This is a genomic window from Actinoplanes subtropicus (assembly GCF_000721705.1).
In the GTDB taxonomy this organism is placed as follows: domain Bacteria; phylum Actinomycetota; class Actinomycetes; order Mycobacteriales; family Micromonosporaceae; genus Actinoplanes; species Actinoplanes subtropicus.
The window spans coordinates 36,761-58,341 of sequence record NZ_JOJL01000022.1; the positions used below are offsets into that span (position 1 = coordinate 36,761).

The window sequence follows — 21,581 nt, forward strand, 5'->3', positions numbered from 1 at the left end:
ATGTGGACGGCGAGCCGCCGGCCCAGCCATGCGACCATCAGGGAAAACGGGCTGGGGGCGGCGGTCATGAAGGTTCGGGTCTATCACAACGGTGACGACGTTTTCATCGCTTGGAAGCCGGACGGGATCATTCCGGGCTGCCGCGGATTCGGGCTGCTGCGGCGCCGCAACGGGGTCGAGGAAGTCGTCAGCACCTGGGTCGGCTTCGTGGGACAGCAGGCGGCCGAGGGCGAGCGCCGCGCGTCGACGAATTGGCCGATCCAGAAATATCAATGGACCGACTACATGGCCCAGCCGGGCGATTCGCTGGCCTATCGCGTGCTGCCGATGGTGGGGCCGGACAAGGACAACCTGCATCCCGACCCGGCCACCGCGAGCGACTGGACCGAGCCGGTCACGCTGTCGCACCTGGTCTCGCCGGGCGTCGAGGTGCTGTTCAACCGGGGGATCGTCGCCTCGCAATGGGTGTCCCGGCGGCTCGGCGTGACCGGGCACGACCTGCAGAACGCCACCCTCGACCGGGTGATCGCGACGCCCGGTGACAAGTTGCGATCGTATCTGGCCGGTCCGCTCGGCGATCGCCTGTTCGCGCTGCTCGCCGAGGCGGCCACGGAGAAGCGCGAGATCTACGCGGCACTGTTCGAATTGGACGATCCGCAGCTGATGGACGCGTTGCTGGCGATCGGCGAGCGAGCGCACATCGTGCTCGCCAACGGCAGCGTCGAGAAGACGGGCCAGGACGAGAACGCCGTCGCCCGCGCCGCCCTGACCGGGAAGGTCGACCTGTACGCCCGGATGTGCGCGCCGCGGGCGCTGGGGCACAACAAGTTCCTGGTCGTCTGCGACGTCGACGGATCGCCGCGCTGGGTCTGGACCGGCAGCCAGAACTGGACGATGACCGGGCTGTGCACGCAGGCGAACAATTCGGTCCTGATCGACGACCCGCAACTGGCCGCGCAATACCGATCGCAATGGGATCGGTTGCGCGAGGCCGGCGACGTCACCCCGGCATCGCTGAAGCAGGCCGACACCCTGCCGCGCGACCAGCAGGTGGACAAGGCCGGCGTGCGATTGTGGTTCACCCCGACCCTCGAGTACGCCGATCTGGTCGACACCCGCAAGATAATCGCGAACGCGCAGCAGGCGGTGCTGTTCCTGATGTTCAATCCGGGCCCGCGTGACTCCCTGCTGAACGCCATCCTCGACCTCGCCCGCGCCCCGCACGCGGGCAGCCGGCTGTATTTCCGGGGCGTCCTCAACCAGGACCCGAGCACGAAACCGCACCCGGTCGGCCTGTTCGACCAGCAGAACCACGAGTACGCCGACTACGACGTGGTGCTGCCCGCCGCGATCGACAAGGCGACCGATTTCTTCCGGGCCGAACTGAAGAAGCTCGACCGGGCGTTCGCGATGGTGCACAGCAAGGTCATCGTGGTGGACCCGTTCGGCGACCGGCCCACGGTGCTGACCGGCTCGCACAACCTCGGACCGAAGGCGAGCGACACGAACGACGAGAACCTGCTGGTGATCCGGGACGCGCCGGGGGTGGCCGGGGCGTACGCCACGAACATCATGAGCGTGTACAACCAGTACCGGTGGCGCTTCCGCCGGCAGTTGCAGCCGGTGGCGAAGCGCTGGACGGGCCTGGTCGACGCGGACACCTGGCAGGAGTGGTACCTGAAGCCGGACAGCGCCGCCCTGCGCGAGGTCGACTTCTGGGTCGGCGACTAACCTGGCCGGCATGCCTCCCGCCGACCGGCTCGCCGCCTTCGCCCTCGCCTCGTTCGTGCTCATCGTCATCCCCGGGCCCGCCGTGCTGTTCGCGGTGAGCCGGGCCCTCGCGTACGGTTGGTCGGTCGCGCTCCGGACCGTGCTCGGCGGCGCCCTCGGCAGCCTCACCGCGGCGGTGGCCGTGGCGTTCGGGATCGGGGCGATCGTCGAGACGTCCGTGGTGGTGTACACGGTCGTCAAGTTCGCCGGCGCGGCGTACCTGATCTTTCTCGGGGTGCAGGCGGTCCGGCACCGGCGGAGCCTGCGCGAGGCGTTCGCGGCCAAGGCCGGCCCGATCAGCGGCCGGCGCACCGTGCTGCAGGGCTTCCTGGTCGGCGTGACCAACCCGAAGACGGTGGTGTTCTTCGCCGCGATCCTGCCGCAGTTCGTCGACCGCCGGGCCGGTCACGCGAGCACCCAGATGCTGGTGCTGGGCGCCGTGTTCGCGGTGATGGCGCTGGTCATGGACTCGGTGTGGGGCATGGCCGCGGGCGCCATCCGGGCCTGGTTCGCCCGTTCCGCGCGGCGGCTCGATCTGGTCGGCGGGGCGGCCGGGCTCACCATGGTGGGCCTCGGCGTGGGCCTGGCCGTGAGCGGCCGCAAGGACTGACTACGGCTTGCGGGCGACGCCTCCGTAGAGGGCCACCTGGGCGTCGGTCAGATCGACCGCCTCGGTCGGGCGCCACCGGAGGATCGGGACGACGCCCGGCTCGACCAGCTCGAGGCCGTCGAAGAAGCGGGCGACCTCCGCCTGCGAGCGCAGCTGGGTCGGGATGCCCTGCTTGCGCATGACCGCGGTGAAGCCGGCCCAGCGCTCCGGCTCGTAGTCGGCCGTGATGTGCGACAACACCAGGTAGCTGCCGCTGGGCAGCGCGGCGAGCAACTGCCGGACGATGCCGTACGGGTCGGCCTGGTCCTCGAAGAAGTGCAGGATCGCGAAGAGCAGCAGGCCGACCGGCCGGGACAGGTCCAGGTTTTCCTTCGCCCCGGCCAGAACCCGATCGACATCGCTCAGGCTCGAGTCGATGTACGCCGTCTGGCCCTCGGGGGCGCTGGTCAGCAGCGCCCGGGCGTGGGTCAGCACGATCGGGTCGTTGTCCACATAGACGATCCGGGCGGACGGGTCGACCGACTGCGCGACCTCGTGCACATTCGGCGAGGTGGGCAGGCCGGTCCCGATGTCGAGGAACTGCCGGATCCCGGCCTCCTCGGCCAGCCAGCGCACCGTCCGGCGCATGAACGCGCGGTTCTGCAGGGGTGCGGTCGCGGCGTTCGGATTGGCCTTCAGGCCCTCCTCCGCCGCGGCCCGGTCCACGGCGAAGTTGTCCTTGCCGCCGAGGAGGTAGTCGTACACGCGCGCGGGATGGGCTCGGTCCACCCGATCAGCATAGAGCCAGGGACATTGAACGATCGCACAGTCTCGCTCGTACAGGTGGACGGCAGGGCCGCCGAAAGAGGGGAAGCTCCGCGATGGCAGGGACCGGAATCGACACCTCGATCCTGCACAAGGGGTCGCACAGTGCCTCTTATTTCGATCTCGCTCGAAGTGGCGGCGACGTCGAGATCGTCGACTTCTGCATCCCCTGCAACCCGTACTTCCCGACCCCGGCGATGTTCGACGAGCTCGCCCGGGAGCTGAAGAACATCCTCAAGTACTACCCGTCGGACTCGGCCGGCATCACCAAGAAGCTGGCCAGCGTGCTCGGCCTGCACCCGCAGACGGTCGCGATGGCGAACGGGTCGACCGAGCTGATCACCTGGATCGACCACCTGCTGATCAAGGAGAGCGTGGCGATCCCGATCCCCACCTTCGGCCGCTGGACCGATCAGCCGTTCGAGACCGGCAAGCGGGTCGACATGTTCCCGCTGCAGGAGCGCGACGGCTTCCGGCTCAACCTGGACGACTACGTGCGGTTCATCCGGGAGCGCAAGTCCCGGGTCGCGGTGATCTGCAACGTGAACAACCCGGACGGCAACTACCTCCCGCGCCGGGACGTCATCCGGTTCATGGACCTGCTGGGCGGCCTCGACCTCGTGGTGATCGACGAGTCGTTCATCGACTTCTCCGACGCCGAGCAGTACCCGTCGGTCGGCCCGGACGCGGTGATCCGGCCGAACACGGTGGTGCTGAAGAGCCTCGGCAAGAACTTCGGGCTGCACGGCATCCGGTTCGGCTACATGCTGGCCAACCCGGCGATCGCCGGGACGATCGCCAAGGCGCTGCCGAAGTGGAACCTCAACTCCCTGGCCGAGAAGGTCGTCTTCATGATTCAAGAACATGAGGAGGAGTACGAGGACAGCCTGCGCCTGTTGAGCCGGGACCGCCGGGGGATGGCGGGGGAGTTGTCCCGGGTCCCCGGGCTGACCGTCTTTCCGTCCCAGGGAAATTTCATCCTCGTGAAGCTGCCCACCGAGTGGTCGGGCGTGGCGCTGCGCGACTTCCTGGTCGCCAACCACGGCGTCTACACCCGCGAGTGCGGCAACAAGCTCGGCATGACCAGCCAGTTCATGCGCCTGGTGGTGCGCCCGGCGCGGGACGTCGACCGGCTGATCGACGGGATGATGGACTACGGCCGCCAGTTCCTGCCGCGCCAGCAGTACGAAGACCCACGCGGCTGGGAGGAAGTGCCGGACAACCTGATCCAGTATCCGTCCCGTCGCGGCGACTACACCGGACGGCGGGCCGCCGGGCAGTAAAACCGTCGGTTGTTCGATCGCCGTACACGTGCGTGTTCGGTTGATCCCGCATCGTGACGGCATGCCCCACTACCTGGACACCGTCGCGGCCAGCCCGTGGGTCCTGGCCGTGGTCTTCGTCGTGGCCGGGCTCGACGCGCTGCTGCCGTTCATGCCGAGCGAGTCGACGGTGGTGGCGTGCGGCGTGGCGGCGGCCGGCACCGGGCGGCCGCACCTGGCAATGCTGATCGTGGTCGCCTCGGCGGGGGCGTACCTGGGCGATCAGGCGTCGTTCCGGATCGGCCGGCGCAGCACCGGGTCGGTCGAGGCGCGGCTGAGCCACCAGAGGGCGCGGCAGCTGCACAACTGGGTGCGCCGGTTGCTGCACAGCCGGGGCGGCCTGGTCATCGTGTTCGCCCGGTACCTGCCCGGCGGCCGGTCGACGACCGCGCTCGCGGCCGGGGTGGTCGGCTATCCGGCGGTGCGGTTCCACTGGTACACGACGCTCGGCGTGGTGGCGTGGGCGGTCGAGGCCGCGCTGATCGGCTACCTGGGCGGCGAGGTGTTCGCCGGCCGGCCCATCCTCGGCTTTCTGCTGGCCGGCGCGGTGGCTCTGGCCATCTCCGGCCTCGCCGTAGTCATCCAGCACGTTTTCGCCCCGGAGCCTGCTGGCGTCGCCTCCCGCGCCGCGGGCGATCGCCCCTATTAGGCTGACGAGGAGAGGCGATCGCGGGCCGTTCCCGGATACGGGGCACCCCGGCGCCAAGCGCCAGACGGTGGCCGAGTTCGCCCGGCAGCGCGCGGCTCCCGCCGCGGCTACCTGCGATGCGTGGTCAACCGGTCGGCGTGGCACACCGACGTGCGCACGGTGGAGACCATCGACGTCCGCGAGACGCCGGTCAGCACCTCCGCCTCGTACGCGGTGGAGGCCGGCACCTCGACGATAGTCTCCGCCTGATTCATCCTTTCCGGTCGATCAACCGTACTTCCTGTCAACATCCTGTGCGGGAGGTCTGAATGCTTGGCTGGCGTCGACTGTGTGGGACCGCGATCGTGGCCCTCGTGCTGATCGCGATCGACCCGGTGGCGGCCCGGGCGGCGGATCCGGGAGTTCCGGTTCCGCCCAACGGGCTGCTCACCGACAAGGCGCGCGGCGAGGTGACGGACGCGGATCGCGACTTCGTGACCAGGGTGCGCCTCGCCGGGTTGTGGGAGATCCCCGCGGGCGAGATGGCACAGCAGCGTTCGAAGGACCCGCGGATCCAGGCGATCGGCCGGGAGATCTCCGGGCAGCACAAGGTGCTCGACCAGCTCACCCGGGACGCCGCCAAGAAGCTCGACATCGATCTGCCGGACAAGCCGAACAGCGACCAGCAGACGTGGCTCGGCGAGATGCGCGACGCCACCGGTACCGACTTCGACCACATCTACATCGACCGGTTGCGGGCCGCGCACGGGAAGATCTTCCCGGCGATCGCGGCGATCCGGTCCGGCACCCGCAACGACACCGTACGGCTGCTCGCCCAGCGGGCCAACCAGTTCGTGATGACGCACATGACGCTGCTGGAGTCGAGCGGGATCGTCGACTTCCAGGGGCTGCCGACGGTGCCGCCGCCGTCCGCGAGCGCCGCGCCGGCGGTGCTCGCCGCCGACCGCCGGTCGACGGCGGCCTCGCCGGTCACCAGCATGCCGGTGGTCCTGCTCGCGCTGGCCGGCGGGATCGTGGCCGGCATCGTCGCCACCCGCTTCCTGATCGGCCGCCGTCCGCGCCGGCGCTACCGCGGCTGATCGTTTTCGATACGGTGGGCGTATGCCCGATGTGGTGGTAGTCGGGGCCGGGCCGGCCGGTCTCACCCTCGCCAACCTGTTGCAGCGCAACGCCGTCGACTGCGTCGTCCTGGAGGCGCGCGATCGTTCCCATGTGGAGGAGCGGCAGCGTGCCGGGGTCCTCGACCACTACGGTGGCCAGATCTTCGAGCGGGCCGGGCTGGCCGGCGAGGTGCTCGCCGGCGCGCCGGTCGAGACGTTCCTCGAGCTCCGGTACGAAGGGGAGCCGCACCTGCTGGACGCGCCCGCCCTCGCCGGCGGCCGGGCCGGCCGGATCGTCCCGCAGCAACTGCTGGTGCGGCGGCTGCTGGGAACGTTCCTGGCCGGCGGCGGCGACCTGCGGTTCGGGGTGCGCGACGTGGCGTTGCACGACCTGACGTCCACGCCGTCGCTGACGTACACCGACGCTTCGGGATCGCATCGGATCGAGTGCGCGTACGTGGCCGGGTGCGACGGCTTCCACGGGGTGAGCCGGCGCAGCATCCCCGCGGACGAGCTGACCACGTACACGTTCGATCACGGGATCGGCTGGTACACGGTGCTGGCCGACGCGCCGCCGCCGCGCTATCCGCTGATGGGGATCGGCGCGAAGGGGTTCGCCGCCCACTTCGCCCGCGGACCGAAGGCGAGCCGGTTCTACCTGCAGTACCGGCCGGGCGCCGAGGACCCGCGCGCCTGGCCGGACGACGTGACGTGGGCCGAGCTGCGGGACCGGCTCGGCGATCCCGGGCTGCCGGGCGGCGTCATCACCGAGCGCGAGATCGTCGAGATGCGCAGCTTCGTGGCCGAGCCGATGGCGTACGGCAGATTGTTCCTGGCGGGGGATGCGGCGCACATCATCACGCCGATGGGCGCCAAGGGGATGAACCTGGCGATCGCCGACGCCGACGTGCTGGCCGGCGCGCTCACCTCGGCGCTGCGCGGGGACGACGCGGCGCTGCGCGCCTACTCCGACGTGTGCCTGCGCCGCACCTGGGACTACCAGGAGTTCAGCCGCTGGTTCACCGAGATGGTGCACGACATGGACGGCGACCCGTTCCGGCGGCGGCTGGCCAAGGCGCGTTTCGATCGGTTGTTCACCAACAAGGCGGCGGCGGTCGCCTTCGCCGACATGATGGCCGGTGTTTCGGCCGCGCCGGGTTACCGGCGCCACTAGGGTCACTCGGCATGAAGGTACGCGAGGAAGAAGTGAAGATTTCCGGTCAGATCCGATCCATGGTGATCCGGCCGGTGGGCGAGCGGTCGTGGCCCGGGGTGCTCCTCTACACGGACATCTTTCAACTGACCGAGTCGACGCTGCGCACCGCACGCCGGCTCGCGGCGGCCGGCTTCGTCGTCTGCGTACCGGAGATCTACCCGCACGGCGAGCTGGCCGGCGTCGCGCTGGAGTTCGACGACGCGGGGAAGGCGGCCGGACTGGCCGGCGCCGCGGCCACCCCGACCGCGTCGTTCGATCAGGACCGCTCCACGGTTCTCGACTACCTGGCCGCCCGCGACGACGTGGCCGCGCTGTTCGTGACCGGTTTCTGCATCGGCGGCCACCTGGCCTTCCGGGCGGCGTTCGACCCGCGGGTCGAGGCGACGGTGTGCTTCTACCCGACCGGCCTGCAGAACGGCGGCCTCGGCGCGGACGTGGCCGACTCCCTCGAACGCGCCGCCGACATCCGCGGCCGGCTGATGGTCGTCTTCGGCTCACAGGACCCGCACGTGCCCGCCGACGCCCGCCTGCAGGTGGTGTCGGCGGTGTACGCGGCCGGCCTGGACGACCTGGAGCTGCACATCTACCGGGGCGGCGAGCACGCCTTCATGCGCGACATCGGCGCCCGCCACGACCCGGCCCTCACCGACCTGGCCCTGGCCGAGGCGGTCTCCTTCTTCGGCGGGCGATAGGTCTCATCAGCGCTTGCGGGCCACCCCGCCCCAGACGGCGGCCGGGTTGGCCCGCTCCGCCTCGCTCCCCGGGCGCCACTCGGGGACCCGGACCACGCCCGGCTCCACCATGTCGAGGCCCTCGAACAGGGCCGCGACCTGGTCGTACGTCCGGAAGGTCAGCTGGGCGTCCATCAGCTTGTTCATCTTCGGGGCGGCCTCGCGCACGCCCGCGTGGATGTCGATCGCCGGGTGGGAGAGCGCCAGAAAGCTGCCCGGCGGCACCGCTTCTACCAGGCGGGCCACGATGGCGGCCGGTTCGTCCTCGTCCGGCACGCAGTGCAGCACCGCGATCAGCATGACCGCGATCGGCCGGGTGAAGTCGAGCGTGGCGGCCGCCTCCTTGAGGATGCGCCCGGTGTCGCGCAGGTCGGCGTCCAGATACGCGGTGCCGGCGCCGGTGAGCAGCGCCCGGGCGTGACTGAGCACGATCGGGTCATTGTCCACATAGACCACCCGGCTGCCGGGGGCGACGGCCTGGGCGACCTCGTGTGTGTTGTCGGCGGCCGGCAGCCCGGTGCCGATGTCGAGGAACTGGCGGATGCCGCGCTCGCCGGCCAGGTACCGGACCGTGCGCGCCAGGAACGCCCGGTTGCCCAGCACCCCCTCGACCACCTCGGGCGACGCCTCCCGCATCAGGTCGCCGACATGCCGGTCGACAGCAAAGTTGTCCTTGCCGCCCAACCAGTAGTCGTAGACGCGCGCGATGTGCGCCACCGAGCTGTCGATAGGGCCGCCACCCGTGCTCATGGCCCAAGAGTCTTCCACAGCCGGTACCGGGCTGTACCGCCCGCGGCGCGCGCGAAATTACGGTCGGTGTATGACGGTCGGGGAGCGGATCAGGGCGCGGCGCCTGCTGCGCGGCTGGAGCATGCGGTACGCGGCGAGCCGGGCGGGCGTCTCGCACGCCACCTGGAGCCGGATCGAGCGGGGCCGGCAGGCGGCCGACAACCGGTTCATGCTGGCCGACATCGCGGCGGCGCTGGAGTGCTCGTCCGCCGAACTGGTCGGGGTGGCGGTGCCGGCCGCCGACCGGGAAACGGCAGCCGCGCAGGTCGCCGTGCACGGCATCCGGCAGGCGCTGGTCGAGGTCGATCCGCGGGAACGATCGGATCGGGCCGCACCGCCGGTCGAGGAGCTCACCCGTACCCTCGAACTGGTCGACAAACTCCGCGGCGATTGCGACTACGCCGGCGCCGGGCGGCTCCTGCCCGAACTCCTGCGATCGCTGCACGCGGCCGCCGCCGGGCCGCAACGGTCCCGGGCGCTGCGGATGCTCTGCGAGGCCGCGTTCATCGCGTCGGCGGTCGTCCGCAACCTCGGCCACCCCGCCGAGGCCTGGCTGAGCGCCGAACGCAGCCGGGAAGCCGCCGAGGCCGCCGACGACCCGGTGCTGGTGGCGTTCGCCGCCTACGCCCGGGCCTGCGCCGCGTCGGCCTGCGGCTCGTACCGGCGCAGCCACACGCTCGCCGCTACCGCCATTGACGATTTGCGACCGCATCTGGCCGAATATGGCGCTTTGGAGACGGCCGGGCTCCTCCAGCTGATCTGCGCCGAGGCCGGCCGCGGCCTCAAGCGCCTCGACGACAGCCGTGACCGGATCGCCGAGGCGGCCGAACTGGCCGCGCGCACCGGGGAGAGCGGTGCGATGGGCCTGTTCTTCGGCCCCACCAACGTGAACTTCTGGAGCATCGGGATCGAGGTCGACGGCGGCGAGCCGGCCCGGGCGATCGCGATCGCCGAGAACACCAACCCGGCAACCATCGCGGCCGGCTGCCGGCAGGTCTTCTACTACGCCGACACCGCGCGGGCCCTCGCCCAGGTGCGCGGACGCGATCGCGAGGCGATCCGCTTCCTGCTCACCGCCGAGCGCATCGCGCCGCAGCACCTGCACGCATCCCCGCTCGCTCAGGAAACGACACGATCGCTCCTGGACCGCTCCGGTGGCACCCAACTGCGCGGCCTGTGCGAGCGGCTGGGCGTCATCTAGGAGCGGCGCGAGCGGCGGAGGACCAGGACGCCGAGCAGCGTGGCCAGGCCCAGCAGCAGCGCGCCGCCGGTGACCAGCATGCCGGCGGGGGTGCCGGCCTTTCGGGCGGCGGCTCCGGCCACCGATTTCGCCTCGTGGGCGACGCTCGGGTTGGTGGGCGCGGCGGCCGGGCTCGTGGTGACCGCCGGCCGGGGCGGCAAGGCGTAGCGCAGAATCTCCGCCTCGGTGCCGGGCGGCTGGCGGGACGTCTCGGAGACGGTCAGCAGCGCCGTGCCGTCCGTGGTGTAGGTGACCGACTCGCCCTGTGGCTCGTCCGGCATCGGGATCTGCCGCGGCTCGCCGTGCGTGAGCGCGCCGGCCACGTCCCCGCCGGCCACGTCGAATTCGAAGGCGTCCGCGTACGTCCGCAGCACCGCGTGTCTCCCGTCCGGGCTGACCGCCCCACCGGTGATCACCAGCCGGCCGGGGATCGAGAACGGGTTGCTGGTCGTGGTGATCGGCGGCGTGACCTCGCCGACCTTGCGCAGCGGCGTGGTACCGGCGGCGTCGAGCTGCTTGGCCGGTTCGTAGATTCCCGCGGTGCCGATCGTCTTGGTCACCACGATCGGTGTCCCGTCGCCGTCGAACAGCAGCGCCTCGGCGTCGTGCGGCCCGTCGGGGTAGGTCAGCCGGTACAGCTTGGGCCGGCCGGCGCCCTTCGGCAGCCGCCACAGCCCGATGGTCGGCCGGTTCCGGTTGTTGTCCCCGATGTCGGCGACCCACAGCGTCCCGTCCGGCGCAATGCCCAGGTCCTCGGTGTCCCGCGGCCGGGACGGATACGACACCGTACGCGTGACGGCGCACCTGCCGTCCAGGTAGAAGATCTTCCGGGCGGCCGGGTCGTCCGATCCGTCGTTGACCACGACCAGCCCGCCGGGGGTCGCCGCCATCCCGGACAGCTCGGTCATGTGCTTGGCGCCGATCCGGCACACCCGCTGCGCGGCGAGCGCCACCCCCGGGGTGACCAGCAGGCCGGCCCCGGCTACCAGCGCGGCCAGCGCCGCCCCCACCCGCAGTCTCATCGCCTTCCATTCCAGCAGACGATCACCAGGGGGCGGCGCCGACCAGGTTTGATCAGACGGTCGACGGGCGCGAGCGCAGCACCAGGACCAGCTGCATCGCGCCCAGCACGAGCAGCCAGACGCCGGTCAGCACGACGATCGTGGCGAGCGACGGGCCGGGCCAGATCAGCACGATCAGGCCGCCCAGCACGGACAGCGCGCCGAGCCCGCCGACGAGCAGGCGGGCCGGCCCCGTGCGGAAGCCGGAGAAGGCCTCGATCAGCGCGATGATGCCGCCGACCAGCCAGCTGATGCCGATGATGGTCGCGATGACCAGCAGCGACACCACGACGTCGCGCAGGCAGGCGATGCCGCCGATGACGAACAGCAGGCCGATCACCGCGCCCAGCGCCCGATGCAGGCCGTCGGCAGCGGTCGCGGTGATCGCGTTGACGAGATAGACGATGCCGTGGAAGAGCAGCCACAGTCCGAACAGGACGGCGCCGACGTGCAGGGTCTCGCCGGGCCAGACGAGGAACAGGATGCCGAGGATCAGTGAGACGGCGGCCCCGGACAGGGCGAGCCACCAGAGGAACTTTTCCGTACGGTCGGTCGAGAGCATGGTGGTCATCGATACTCCCTCTACGAAAAGTAAGGTTCACGTTACTCGCTGGGGCGCCAGATCTCCGCTCGCCAGCTGCGCAAAGGTGAGGCGTCGTTGCGCTGGACCACCGGGTAGAGGCTGGAGACGGCCTGCCACGACGGCTGCGCCCGGGGGCGCGGGGCGGCCAGCGCGCGCACCAGGGTCTGCAGCAGGTCGAGCAGCGCCTGGTGCAGCTGGGGGTCGCCGATCGTGCCCGTGTCGTCCATCGCGGACGGGGTGAGCGGGATGCGCACGCAGGCCGGGTGCAGCACCTTCGCCCCGGCGTGACCGAGCACGACCTCCAGCGCCGTGCACGCGCCCTCGTCCTGGCCGGGCGCCGCGACCGACAGCCAGGCGGCCGGCTTGCCGGTCAGGTCGCCGCCGTCGACCAGCCAGTCGAGCAGGTTCTTCAAGCTGCCGGGCATCGAGCCGGCGAACTCGGGCGTGCTGAACAGCACCGCGTCGGCCGCCGACACCTGCAGGCGCAGGAACGACACCGGGTCCGGCGGGTCGTACTCGCCGGGGACGAAGGCCGGCAGGTCGCGCAGGCCGTCGTAGAGCGACGCGCTGATCCCGGCGGGCGCGTGCCGGGCGGCCGTCCGCAGGGCCGCGGTGTGCAGGGCGTCGGCCCGGGTGTGGCCCGAGATGAGCAGGATGCGCGTCATGGCGCGACCCTACGTGCCGACGATGACCGGCAGGTGTCACGACGGGCGAAACGCTCAGTTCCGGTCGCGGGCGGCCGACGTTGCGTGGCATCACCGACGGACGGGACATCACGTGAGCGAGCAGAGCAGGTTGGCGGCCGTGCACAGCTACGGCCTGCTGGACGCTGCGCGGCCGGTCGTGCTGGACGATCTCACCCGGCTGGCCGCGCGTGTCTTCGACACGCCCATGTCGACCGTCACCCTAATCGATCGTGATCGGCAGTGGTTCGCCGGCGCCACCGGGATGGCCGGGAACGAGGACCCGCGCAGTGTCTCGTTCTGCGCGCACCTGGTCGACCACCCGCGCCCGCTGATCGTCGAGGACGCGCGCGCGGACGATCGGTTCCGCTCGTACCCGAACGTGGTCGGCGCGCCGTTCATCCGGTTCTACGCCGGGGTGCCGCTGATCAGCGACGACGGCTACGTGCTCGGCAGCGTGTGCGTGATCGACCGGGAGCCGCGCCGGATCGGCGACCACGAGGTGGCGATGCTCGGCGATCTGGCCGCCCAGGCGTACGGCCATCTCGCGGCTTTTCGCGATCAGATCCGGCTGACCGCGCTGGACCGGGAGCTGAGCCGGCTGACCCGGCGTGAGCGGGATCTGATCGCGACCGTCTCGCACGAGCTGCGCACACCGGTCGCCACCATGCAGGGCTACCTGGAGATGCTCGCCGAGCAGGAGGAGCTCGCGCCGTACCGGCGGCTGATCGAGCCGATCCGGCGCAACGGCGACCGCCTGGTGCGCATGGTCGACCACCTGCTGGCCGGCACCCGCCCCGACGACACCCCGCCCCGGGCCGAGCGGCTGGTCGACCTGGCCGAGGCGGCGCGCGGCGCGGCGAGTGCCTGCGAAACCCTCGCGGTCACCCGCGGCGTCACGGTCACCGTCACGATCAGAACCGATCAGGTGTACGTCGTGGGCGAGTCCCCCGCGCTCGTCCAGGCGGTCGAGCACCTGATCCGGAACGCGATCCTGTTCTCGCCGCCCGGTTCGGCCGTGCGGGTCGGGCTGGACGGCGCCGAGGTCGAGGTGTCGGACGACGGCGCGGGCATCCCGGACGAGGAACTCCCGTACGTCTTCGAACGGTTCTATCGCGGTCGCTTCGCCGAGGAGCAGGCCGTGCCGGGCATGGGTCTCGGCCTGGCGATCGCCTGGCGGATCGTCTCGGCGCACGGCGGCCGGCTGGCGATCGCCTCCGGCGGGCCCGGGCACGGGACGCTCGCCCGGATCACGCTGCCCGCCGCCGGGCCGATCGGCTAAACCCGTGCGGGCGGCTGCCGATCTTACCTTCAGCGATGGAGAACGCCGGGAGAAACGCGTGGGCAGGGAACGGGAGCCGGGTGCCGGCGATGAGGGCTTCAGCACCCTCGAGATGGTCGTCGCGCTGGCCGTCCTGAGCGTCACCATGCTGGCGAGCGGTCCGTTCTTCGTGAACAGCCTGACCAATGTCAACCGGCAGCGGACCCGGCAGGCCGCGATCCAGCTCGCCGACACCGCGATGGAGCAGGTGCGCGGGCTCAAGGGGAGCGCCCTGCTGAGCGGCCGCAGCGCGATCGCCACCCAGGCGCAGTTCGCCGCCGCCCCGGCCGCCGTCGCGCCGTACCTGGCGACCATGCAGGTGGTCGGCGACCCGATGCTCGGCGCCACCTCGACCGTTGGCGCGGACGCGCCGATCTCCACGTCGGCCCAGACGCTCACCGTCGAGGGGACCACGTACACCCAGAACATCTACGTCGGCGAGTGCGAGGTCTATCTGACCGGCACCAGCGAGTGCGTCTACCCGAAGGGCGCGGCCGCCCCGTCGGACACCACCCAGATCCTGCAGTTCTTCCGGGTCGTGGTGCTGGAGACCTGGACCGACAACAACGCCTGCCGGGCGGCCGGCGGCACCTGCACCTACGTCGCCACCACGCTGGTGTCCCGCGCCTCCGAGCCCACCTTCGACTTCAACCGGCCGGCGCCGACGGTCATGGACAACACCCAGACCTGGTACGTGGGGGACACCGTCTCGTACCAGATGAAGGCCCGCGGCGGGCAGCTCCCGAACACCTGGACGATCGCGGCGCTGCCGGCCGGCCTGTCGATGGCCCCGTCCGGCATGATCACCGGTACCCCGACCACGGCCGCCGTCACGAGCACCACCGCGACGGTCACCGACCACGCGAACCGCAACAACACCGGCGCGGTGACCCTGACCGTGGTCAAGCCGCCCACGCCGGTGGTGCCGGCGAGCGTCACGGGCTACGCCGGCGTCGCGTACAGCCTCACGCTGTCGGCCACGGGCGGGGTCTCGCCGTACACCTGGACGGTGAGCGGCCTCCCGGCCGGGCTGAGCTTCAACGCCACCACCCTGGCCATCAGCGGCACGCCCACCACGGCCGGCGCCTCGACCGTGTCGGTCACGGTGACCGACGCCAACCAGCGGTCCGCGACGGCGACCTACCCGCACACGGTGAAGCCCGGCGTCACGCTGAGCGGCGTGTCCGGCCAGTCGGTCGACCTCAATACGAAGATCAGCTTTACCGCGTCCGGCGCGGGCGGCGACGGCAACTACACGTACAGCGCGACCGGCCTGCCGACCGGTGTGTCGATCAACAGCAACAACGGCAAGGTCAACGCGAAGTCGAGCGTCTCCGGCCGGTTCCTGCCGACGATCACCGTGACCGACGGCAGCGGCGGCAGCGCGAGCCAGCAGATCGTGGTCCTCGTGACCACCAGCAGCTCGCTGGTCTTCACGGCGCCCGCGCTGACCGCGCCCGACCAGAGCACGACCAAGGGCAGCGCGGCGTCGCTCACGCTGACCACGAACGGGACGCTGCTCGGCCTCTCACCGGTGCTGACGATCAGCGGGCTGCCGCCGGGCCTCTCCCTGAACGCGCTGACCGGGGTCATCTCCGGTACGCCGACCACGGCCGGCAGCTACACCGTGACCGCTACGGCGACCGCGACCAGCACCAGCGTCCTCACCTTCATCTGGACGGTCACATGAGCGACGACCAGCACGCGGACCAGGGCTTCTCGCTGATCGACATCATCGTCGCCACCTCGATCATGGCCGTGATCATGGTGATCGTCACCGGCGGGATCATCGAGGTCTACTCGGACGTCAACAAGTCCGACGCGATAAGCACCGCCCGCGACCAGGTCGGCAACAGCTTCCGCCGGCTGGACCGGGAACTGCGCTACGCCACCTGGGTGGCCACCCCGGGCCAGGTGAACGGCGCCTGGTACCTGGAGTTCGCCACCCCCACCAACTGCCAGCAGCTGGTCTTCCAGAACGGCGTGCTGACCAAGCTGACGTGGGTTCTGCCGAGCACGACGCCGGGCACGCCCCAGGTGATCGCCTCCGACCTGGCACAGACCGGCACCATCGCCCCGTTCACCGTCTATGCGCCCGGCAACCGGCCGTACGCCTCGGCCAGCCCCGGCACCAGCGGGGTCGGCGCCAACTACGAGCTGGAGCACAGCCAGGTCCGGCTCCGGTTCAGCGGCCACGTCGGCAAGGCCGATCTGCCGCTGGACGTGCTGTTCACGGCGCAGAACACCGACCGCAACACCCCGGCCGCCAACGACTGCAGCAAGGGAAGGCCGACCTGATGAGGCTCTCACTCCGCCGCCCGGACGAGGGATCGCTGCCGCTCGCGATGCTGGTCGTCACCGTGGTGATGTCGCTGTCGGCGGTCATGGTCCCGATCGTGGTGCGCCAGATCAAGAACACCCAGAGCTACGCCCGGCGGGACTCGGCGCTCGACGCCGCGCAGACCGGCCTCGACGTGATGATGGCCCGCGTGCGAGCCGCCTCCGATGCCGCGCAGAACGGCTATCTGGAGAACCTGCCGCCCTGCACGCTGACCGGGGTGGTCGGCGCGACCGGCGGCGGCATCGCCTCGACGTACACGGTCTCGGTGGTCTACCGCGACGCGAACGGCACCGCCATCACCAACTGCGCGGTCACCGACGTGCCGAGCACCGCGACCGTCACCTCGGCCGGCACCAGCGGGCCGACCACCCGGACCCTGATCGCCACCTACATCTTCTCCACCAGCAACACCAACATTCCCGGCGGCTCGATCAAGATCGAGAGCACCACCCTGAGCACCGGCCAGTGCCTCGACGGCGGTTCGGTCGCGAGCCCGGCCGCCGGGACGGCGGTCACCGTGCAGGACTGCAACGGCAGCAGCCAGCAGCAGTTCGGCTACACGCCGGACCTGTACCTCAAGCTGATCGGCTCGGAGACGACCAGCGCGGCGTCGGGCATGTGCCTGTTCGCGAGCTCGACCCGGGTGAGCGGCACCACCCAGCCGGTCTTCCAGGCCTGCCCGGCCACCCGGACCACGACCTTTCAGTGGGCGCTGGACGGCAACAGCGTCTTCCACGCCACGACCTCGGCCAGCAAGTCCGACGGCAGCTACTGCATCAACATCCGGACACCCGGATCGGCCACCGACCACGTGGTGGTCCTCGCCGGCTGCGGCGCGTCGCCCACCAAGAACCAGTTCTACTCCTCGCCGGGCGTCGGCGCCGGCATGGCCGGTGACTCCACCAACCAACTGGTCAACTACAAGCAGTTCAGCCGCTGCCTCGACGTGACCAGCAAGAACATGAACGCGTCGTACATGATCGCCTGGTTCTGCAAGCAGGACCCGGGCGCGCTGGTCGACTTCAACCAGCAGTGGGTCCACCCGGTGCCGGTGCTGCCGGCGGTCTCCGCGACCGGCCCGATCATCGTGAACAACACCAGCACCAACAGCAACGCCAACAACGGCAACGCCAACAAGAACTACTGCCTGACGTCGCCGGGCACCGCCACCTCGACCTCCTGGGTGACCGTGACGGCGTGCTCGACCGCCGCCCTCCAGGCCCAGGCCAACCTGCAGTGGACCGTCTATCACGACACCGGCGACTACGGCACGAGCTACCGGATCAAGGACTACAACGGGAACTGCCTGCAGCCCACCGAGCAGGGCACCGGCATCGCCAACAACTACCACAGCGACGGCACCAGCAAGGTCCTGATCGCCACGTGCAGCACGGCCGACATCCAGAAGTGGAACGCGCCGGCCAACATCGATCAGCCGACGCCGCTGACCAACCTGACCGAGAAGTAGTCGCCGGTGAAGGGGTGACCCGAGTCACATCCGAACGGTCGTTGGGGCAGGATGGTCCGGACGACTACCGGAGGGAGCAGGACCATGACCGCCGTACGGCTGCTGGTCGGCACACGCAAGGGCGCGTTCACCCTGACCGCGGACGGCACGCGAAAGAACTGGGAAGTGAGCGGGCCGCACTTCGGCGGGTGGGAGATCTACCACGTCAACGGCTCGGTGGCCGATCCCGATCGATTGTGGGCGTCGCAGACGTCGGGCTGGTTCGGTCAGATCATGCAGCGCTCGGACGACGGCGGGCGCAGCTGGCAGCCGGTCGGGAACGACTTCACGTACGCGGGGGAGGTGGGCGAACACCTCTGGTACGACGGCACGCCGCGCCCGTGGGAGTTCAAGCGCATCTGGCACATCGAACCGTCCCGTACCGATCCGGATGTGGTCTACGCGGGCGCCGAGGACGCGGCGCTGTACAAGTCGACCGATGCCGGCGCGACGTGGACGGAACTGACCGCCTTGCGCACGCACGAGTCCGGTCCGCGCTGGCAGCCCGGCGCGGGCGGCATGTGCCTGCACACGATCATTCTCGATCCGGTCGATCCCGATCGTATTTTCGTGGCCATCTCGGCGGCCGGCGCTTTCCGCACCGACGACGGCGGCCGGACGTGGCAGCCGATCAACAAGGGTCTGCGCTCCGCTCAGATCCCGGACGAGGACGCCGAGGTCGGCCACTGCGTGCACCGCCTGGCCATGCACCCGAGCCGCCCCGACGTGCTCTACATGCAGAAACACTGGGACGTGATGCGCTCCGACAACGCCGGCGACCAGTGGCACGAGATCAGCGGCGACCTGCCGACCGACTTCGGCTTCCCGATCGCGGTGCACGCGCACGAGCCCGAGACGGTCTATGTCGTACCGATCAAGAGCGATTCCGAGCATTACGTGCCGGACGCCCGCCTGCGCGTCTACCGCAGCCGCACCGGCGGCGATGACTGGGAACCGCTCACGAACGGCCTCCCGCAGGAGAACTGCTACGTCAACATCCTGCGCGACGCGATGGCGGTGGACACCCTCGACGAGTGCGGCGTCTACTTCGGCACCTCGGGCGGCCAGGTTTACGGCTCGTCCGACAGCGGCGATTCGTGGCAACCGATCGTCCGCGACCTGCCGGCCGTCCTCTCCGTCGAGGCCCAGGTGCTGCCGTGATCGGGCTGTCGTGATCCGGGTCGTGTTGCCGCCGCATCTGCGCACGCTCGCTCAGATCAGCGGCGAAGTGACCGTGTCGATCGAAGGTGATCCGACCCAGCGCCACGTGCTGGACGCGATCGAGCTGCGCTATCCGATGCTGCGCGGCACGATGCGCGACCGGGCGACCGGGAACAGGCGGGCGCTGGTCCGCTTCTTCGCCTGCTCGGAGGACCTGTCGAACGAGTCGCCCGACGCGCCCCTCCCGCCGGAGGTCGTCGCCGGCAAGGAGCCGTTTCTGATCGTCGGCGCCATGGCCGGAGGTTGATTCAAAACCATTCGCCCGTACGCCCGGCGGGTCCCCAACCGCAGGACCGCGCGCCCGCCTTCGCCGGGCGGCACCTGCAACGGACGCCCGCGGTCCGCCACCGGGCTGAGATCGGTGGCCGGGCTCGCGGCCGCACCCGCGGCGGCCCGTGCCCTCGCGTCCGGACTCCGGCGTGCCCATGCGCTTGGGTCCGGGCCCAGCGCGCCGTGCGCCCGGGCCCAGCGTGCCGTGCGCTTGGGTCCGGGCTCGCGGTCGCCCGCGCCGTTCCCCGGCCCTTGCGCAGATCTTGGAGCCGAACCGTTCGCGGCGAACGGAAACTCATCATCGATGCGGGCAGGCCGACCAAGGCTGGAGATTTCCTGTTCCCGACGGGCCTGTTGTTTTTTGTCGGGGAGCTCGCGACGGCGGAAATGTGGCCGGGTGGCCGGGTGGCCGGGTGGCCGGGTGGCCGGGTGGCCGGGTGGCCGGGTGGCCGGGTGGCCGGGTGGCCGGGTGGCCGGGTGGCTGGGTGGCTGGGTCAGGTGGTGAGGGTTCGCAGGCGTAGGAGGTTGGTGACGGCGGCGGCGAAGCGGATTTCGTGGTGGGCGGCGGTGAGTCCGCGGCGGGTGAAGTGGCGTAGCTGGCGGTGGTCTTTGAGCCAGGCGTGGCTGGTTTCGGCTTGGGGAGAGCGTTGCCGGTAGAGGGCTTTGCCGGCGGGGGTGGTCAGTTCGTGGTCGAGGCGTTCTCGTTCGGTGGCCTCGGGTGGTGGGGGTTGGGTGGGTGGGGTGAGTTTGCGGTGCCAGCGGTTGGGGATCAGGCGTGCTGGTCCGGGGGTGGTGAGGTTGGTGGTGCTGTCGTAGCCGGCGTCGGCGAGCAGGGTGCCGATGGTTAGGTCGTCGCGGCCGGTGATGGTGTTCAGGTGGTGGGTGAGCTGGGTGAGTGCGGTCAGGGTGGGGATGAATTGCTGGAAGTCGTTGGCGTCCTGGGTGGCGTTGGCGTGCAGGATGAAGCGGTCGTGGCTGGTGGCGGTCTGACAGTTGTAGCCCTGGATCCAGCCGTTGCGGGTGTGCATCCGTCGTGATTGCGGGTCGGTGAGGTTGGCCCGTGGTGGCTGCCGGCTGCGGCGGCCCGCGTTGCCCGCGTTGCCGTCGTTGGTGTCGTTGGTGTCGTTGGTGTCCTGGCTGGTGCTGCCGGTGTTCTTGGTGCTGGCGGCGAGGGCGGTGTCGTAGGCGGCTTTGGCGTCGCGGACCCGGCAGTACTGGTCGGCCGGGACGGGGGTGCGTCGGGAGGGTTTGCGGCCGGTGGCGGCGTACCGGGCGTGCCAGTCGTCGATGCGGGCCTGGTGGCGGACGCGTTCTTTGTCCCAGCGGGCTTTGGCCGCGGTGACCGGATCGAGGGTTTTCGGGCGGCGGCCGGTCGGTGCCCGACCGCCGGTCAGGGCCGCGGTCTGCTGCCGGTCTTGGTAGTCGGTGGCGGTGGCCCGGGCGGCTGCCTGCGCGGCGGCCCGGGCCGCGGTCTGCGCGGTGATCTCGTCTAGGGCCTGCCGGATCCGCGTGCCGCGACGGGTGCGGTCGTGCAGCTTTTCCGGGATCTCGTCCCCGCGGCGGCCCGGGCCGAACAGGGTGTCCTCGGCCTGGTCGGTCGCGGCCGCGGCGGCCAGATGCTCGACGGCCAGCCGGCGCAGGCTCGCCTCGCCCCGGTTGGCGTCCCGCGACGCGTTCGCGGCGATCTTCACCCCGTCCAGCGCGACCACCCCGAGCCGGAGCATGCCCAGCCGGGCGCACAACAGCAGACTCGCGGTCAGCAGGTCACCCAGTGCCGCTTCGTGATCACGGCGGAACCGGGCGATCACCGTATGATCCGGGACGTCACCGGCGCAGATGATCCGCAATGCCACATCGGTGCGGCACAACGCCTCGATCCGCCGCGACGAGCGCAGTCCCTGCGCCATCGCATACACCAGCAGCGTGACCAGCATGTCCGGGTCGAACCCACGCCGGCCGACCCCGCCCAACCGGGCCCGGCGGTGGAACGCGGCGGTATCCAACTGGCCCACCGCGTCGATCACGAACCACACCAGATGATCAGCCGGCAGCCAGTCCGTCATCGACGGCGGCAACAGGAACGGCTGCTCACGATCAACCGGCCGATACCCACGAGCCATACCATCAATATTCACAAACCTGGATCAAACAGGCCAGCCGCCACGCCGACCCAAAAAGCAACAGGCCCCCGACGAACGGAAAGCCTGCAAGGTCGGGGACGGCGCGGGCCCGCTCGGCGCCCCCACGCCCGCGACCCGGGTCCTCGCGCCCAGGCCCGTGCGGCCGCACCCTCGCGCCCGCGTCCCGAGGCCCGCACGCCCGGGCCCGTGCGGCCGCACCGCCCGCGCCCGCGTGCCCGGCCC

The 21,581-nt window shown here is 70.7% G+C and carries 21 protein-coding genes; 15 read left to right on the forward strand and 6 right to left on the reverse strand.

Annotated features, from left to right (window positions below; all coding sequences use genetic code 11):
• Positions 1–66: 66 nt before the first annotated feature.
• Together IH26_RS0129770 and IH26_RS0129775 are read left to right on the forward strand one after the other, a co-directional pair.
• Positions 67–1,731, forward strand: a complete 1,665-nt coding sequence (locus IH26_RS0129770; protein ID WP_051808707.1) for a phospholipase D-like domain-containing protein — start codon at positions 67–69, stop codon at positions 1,729–1,731.
• Between the two features lie 10 nt (positions 1,732–1,741).
• Positions 1,742–2,380 carry a LysE family translocator gene (locus IH26_RS0129775; protein WP_030439571.1) on the forward strand — a complete coding sequence of 213 codons (639 nt, stop codon included), beginning with the start codon at positions 1,742–1,744 and terminating at the stop codon, positions 2,378–2,380.
• Here IH26_RS0129775 and IH26_RS0129780 read toward each other — a convergent pair whose 3' ends face one another.
• The gene (locus IH26_RS0129780) at positions 2,381–3,148 is read right to left on the reverse strand and encodes an SAM-dependent methyltransferase (protein ID WP_245665634.1); all 768 of its coding nucleotides are present in this window, start codon (positions 3,146–3,148) and stop codon (positions 2,381–2,383) included. It abuts the gene before it with no gap.
• A gap of 92 nt (positions 3,149–3,240) precedes the next feature.
• Here IH26_RS0129780 and IH26_RS0129785 point away from each other — a divergent pair, with 92 nt between their 5' ends.
• The 6 genes from IH26_RS0129785 to IH26_RS0129810 all read left to right on the forward strand — a co-directional run bounded on the left by IH26_RS0129785 (position 3,241) and on the right by IH26_RS0129810 (position 8,163).
• Positions 3,241–4,467: a pyridoxal phosphate-dependent aminotransferase gene (locus IH26_RS0129785; protein ID WP_030439573.1), complete on the forward strand. Its 1,227-nt coding sequence runs from the start codon at positions 3,241–3,243 to the stop codon at positions 4,465–4,467.
• A gap of 61 nt (positions 4,468–4,528) precedes the next feature.
• Positions 4,529–5,155 (forward strand): DedA family protein, encoded by a 627-nt coding sequence (locus IH26_RS0129790; protein WP_051808709.1) that lies wholly within the window; start codon positions 4,529–4,531, stop codon positions 5,153–5,155.
• 120 nt (positions 5,156–5,275) lie between these two features.
• Positions 5,276–5,404 carry a hypothetical protein gene (locus IH26_RS64005; RefSeq protein WP_281179800.1) on the forward strand — a complete coding sequence of 43 codons (129 nt, stop codon included), beginning with the start codon at positions 5,276–5,278 and terminating at the stop codon, positions 5,402–5,404.
• Positions 5,405–5,499: 95 nt separating this feature from the next.
• Positions 5,500–6,234: a DUF4142 domain-containing protein gene (locus tag IH26_RS0129800; protein WP_342668317.1), complete on the forward strand. Its 735-nt coding sequence runs from the start codon at positions 5,500–5,502 to the stop codon at positions 6,232–6,234.
• 22 nt (positions 6,235–6,256) lie between these two features.
• A complete protein-coding gene (locus tag IH26_RS0129805; RefSeq protein WP_034216252.1) occupies positions 6,257–7,429 on the forward strand; it encodes a 4-hydroxybenzoate 3-monooxygenase in 1,173 nt (390 codons plus the stop codon).
• Positions 7,430–7,440: 11 nt separating this feature from the next.
• A complete protein-coding gene (locus tag IH26_RS0129810) occupies positions 7,441–8,163 on the forward strand; it encodes a dienelactone hydrolase family protein (protein ID WP_030439577.1) in 723 nt (240 codons plus the stop codon).
• 6 nt (positions 8,164–8,169) lie between these two features.
• Here IH26_RS0129810 and IH26_RS0129815 read toward each other — a convergent pair whose 3' ends face one another.
• The gene (locus IH26_RS0129815; RefSeq protein ID WP_030439578.1) at positions 8,170–8,952 is read right to left on the reverse strand and encodes an SAM-dependent methyltransferase; all 783 of its coding nucleotides are present in this window, start codon (positions 8,950–8,952) and stop codon (positions 8,170–8,172) included.
• A 70-nt stretch (positions 8,953–9,022) separates the two neighbouring features.
• On the opposite strand from IH26_RS0129815, the gene IH26_RS0129820 reads away from it, so the two are divergent.
• On the forward strand, positions 9,023–10,192 hold the full coding sequence (locus IH26_RS0129820) for a helix-turn-helix domain-containing protein (protein ID WP_030439579.1): 1,170 nt from the start codon (positions 9,023–9,025) through the stop codon (positions 10,190–10,192).
• Here the strand turns inward: IH26_RS0129820 and IH26_RS0129825 are convergent.
• Genes IH26_RS0129825 through IH26_RS0129835 form a run of 3 tightly spaced genes read right to left on the reverse strand, consistent with a single transcriptional unit; the run spans position 10,189 to position 12,540 of the window.
• A complete protein-coding gene (locus IH26_RS0129825; protein ID WP_030439580.1) occupies positions 10,189–11,253 on the reverse strand; it encodes an NHL repeat-containing protein in 1,065 nt (354 codons plus the stop codon). The genes IH26_RS0129820 and IH26_RS0129825 overlap by 4 nt on opposite strands.
• Before the next feature lie 52 nt (positions 11,254–11,305).
• Complete coding sequence (locus tag IH26_RS0129830) at positions 11,306–11,863, reverse strand: HdeD family acid-resistance protein (protein ID WP_051808711.1); 558 nt, start codon at positions 11,861–11,863, stop codon at positions 11,306–11,308.
• Between the two features lie 32 nt (positions 11,864–11,895).
• Entirely contained in the window at positions 11,896–12,540 is a 645-nt protein-coding gene (locus IH26_RS0129835) for an NADPH-dependent FMN reductase (protein WP_030439582.1), read from the reverse strand.
• Positions 12,541–12,652: 112 nt separating this feature from the next.
• Between IH26_RS0129835 and IH26_RS0129840 the strand changes: the two genes are divergently transcribed.
• The 6 genes from IH26_RS0129840 (at position 12,653) to IH26_RS0129865 (ending at position 19,195) form a co-directional block, all read left to right on the forward strand.
• Positions 12,653–13,840 carry a sensor histidine kinase gene (locus IH26_RS0129840; protein ID WP_030439583.1) on the forward strand — a complete coding sequence of 396 codons (1,188 nt, stop codon included), beginning with the start codon at positions 12,653–12,655 and terminating at the stop codon, positions 13,838–13,840.
• Positions 13,841–13,898: 58 nt separating this feature from the next.
• Positions 13,899–15,569: a putative Ig domain-containing protein gene (locus IH26_RS0129845; RefSeq protein WP_030439584.1), complete on the forward strand. Its 1,671-nt coding sequence runs from the start codon at positions 13,899–13,901 to the stop codon at positions 15,567–15,569.
• Positions 15,566–16,177 (forward strand): PulJ/GspJ family protein, encoded by a 612-nt coding sequence (locus IH26_RS0129850; protein ID WP_030439585.1) that lies wholly within the window; start codon positions 15,566–15,568, stop codon positions 16,175–16,177. The genes IH26_RS0129845 and IH26_RS0129850 overlap by 4 nt, the downstream gene beginning before the upstream one ends.
• On the forward strand, positions 16,177–17,688 hold the full coding sequence (locus IH26_RS0129855) for an RICIN domain-containing protein (protein ID WP_030439586.1): 1,512 nt from the start codon (positions 16,177–16,179) through the stop codon (positions 17,686–17,688). Before IH26_RS0129850 ends, IH26_RS0129855 begins: the two co-directional genes overlap by 1 nt.
• 84 nt (positions 17,689–17,772) lie before the next feature.
• A complete protein-coding gene (locus IH26_RS0129860; RefSeq protein ID WP_030439587.1) occupies positions 17,773–18,888 on the forward strand; it encodes a WD40/YVTN/BNR-like repeat-containing protein in 1,116 nt (371 codons plus the stop codon).
• 10 nt (positions 18,889–18,898) lie between these two features.
• Positions 18,899–19,195 carry a MoaD/ThiS family protein gene (locus tag IH26_RS0129865; protein WP_030439588.1) on the forward strand — a complete coding sequence of 99 codons (297 nt, stop codon included), beginning with the start codon at positions 18,899–18,901 and terminating at the stop codon, positions 19,193–19,195.
• A 517-nt stretch (positions 19,196–19,712) separates the two neighbouring features.
• Here IH26_RS0129865 and IH26_RS64010 read toward each other — a convergent pair.
• Entirely contained in the window at positions 19,713–21,338 is a 1,626-nt protein-coding gene (locus IH26_RS64010) for a transposase (RefSeq protein WP_030439589.1), read from the reverse strand.
• Between the last annotated feature and the right edge of the window lie 243 nt (positions 21,339–21,581).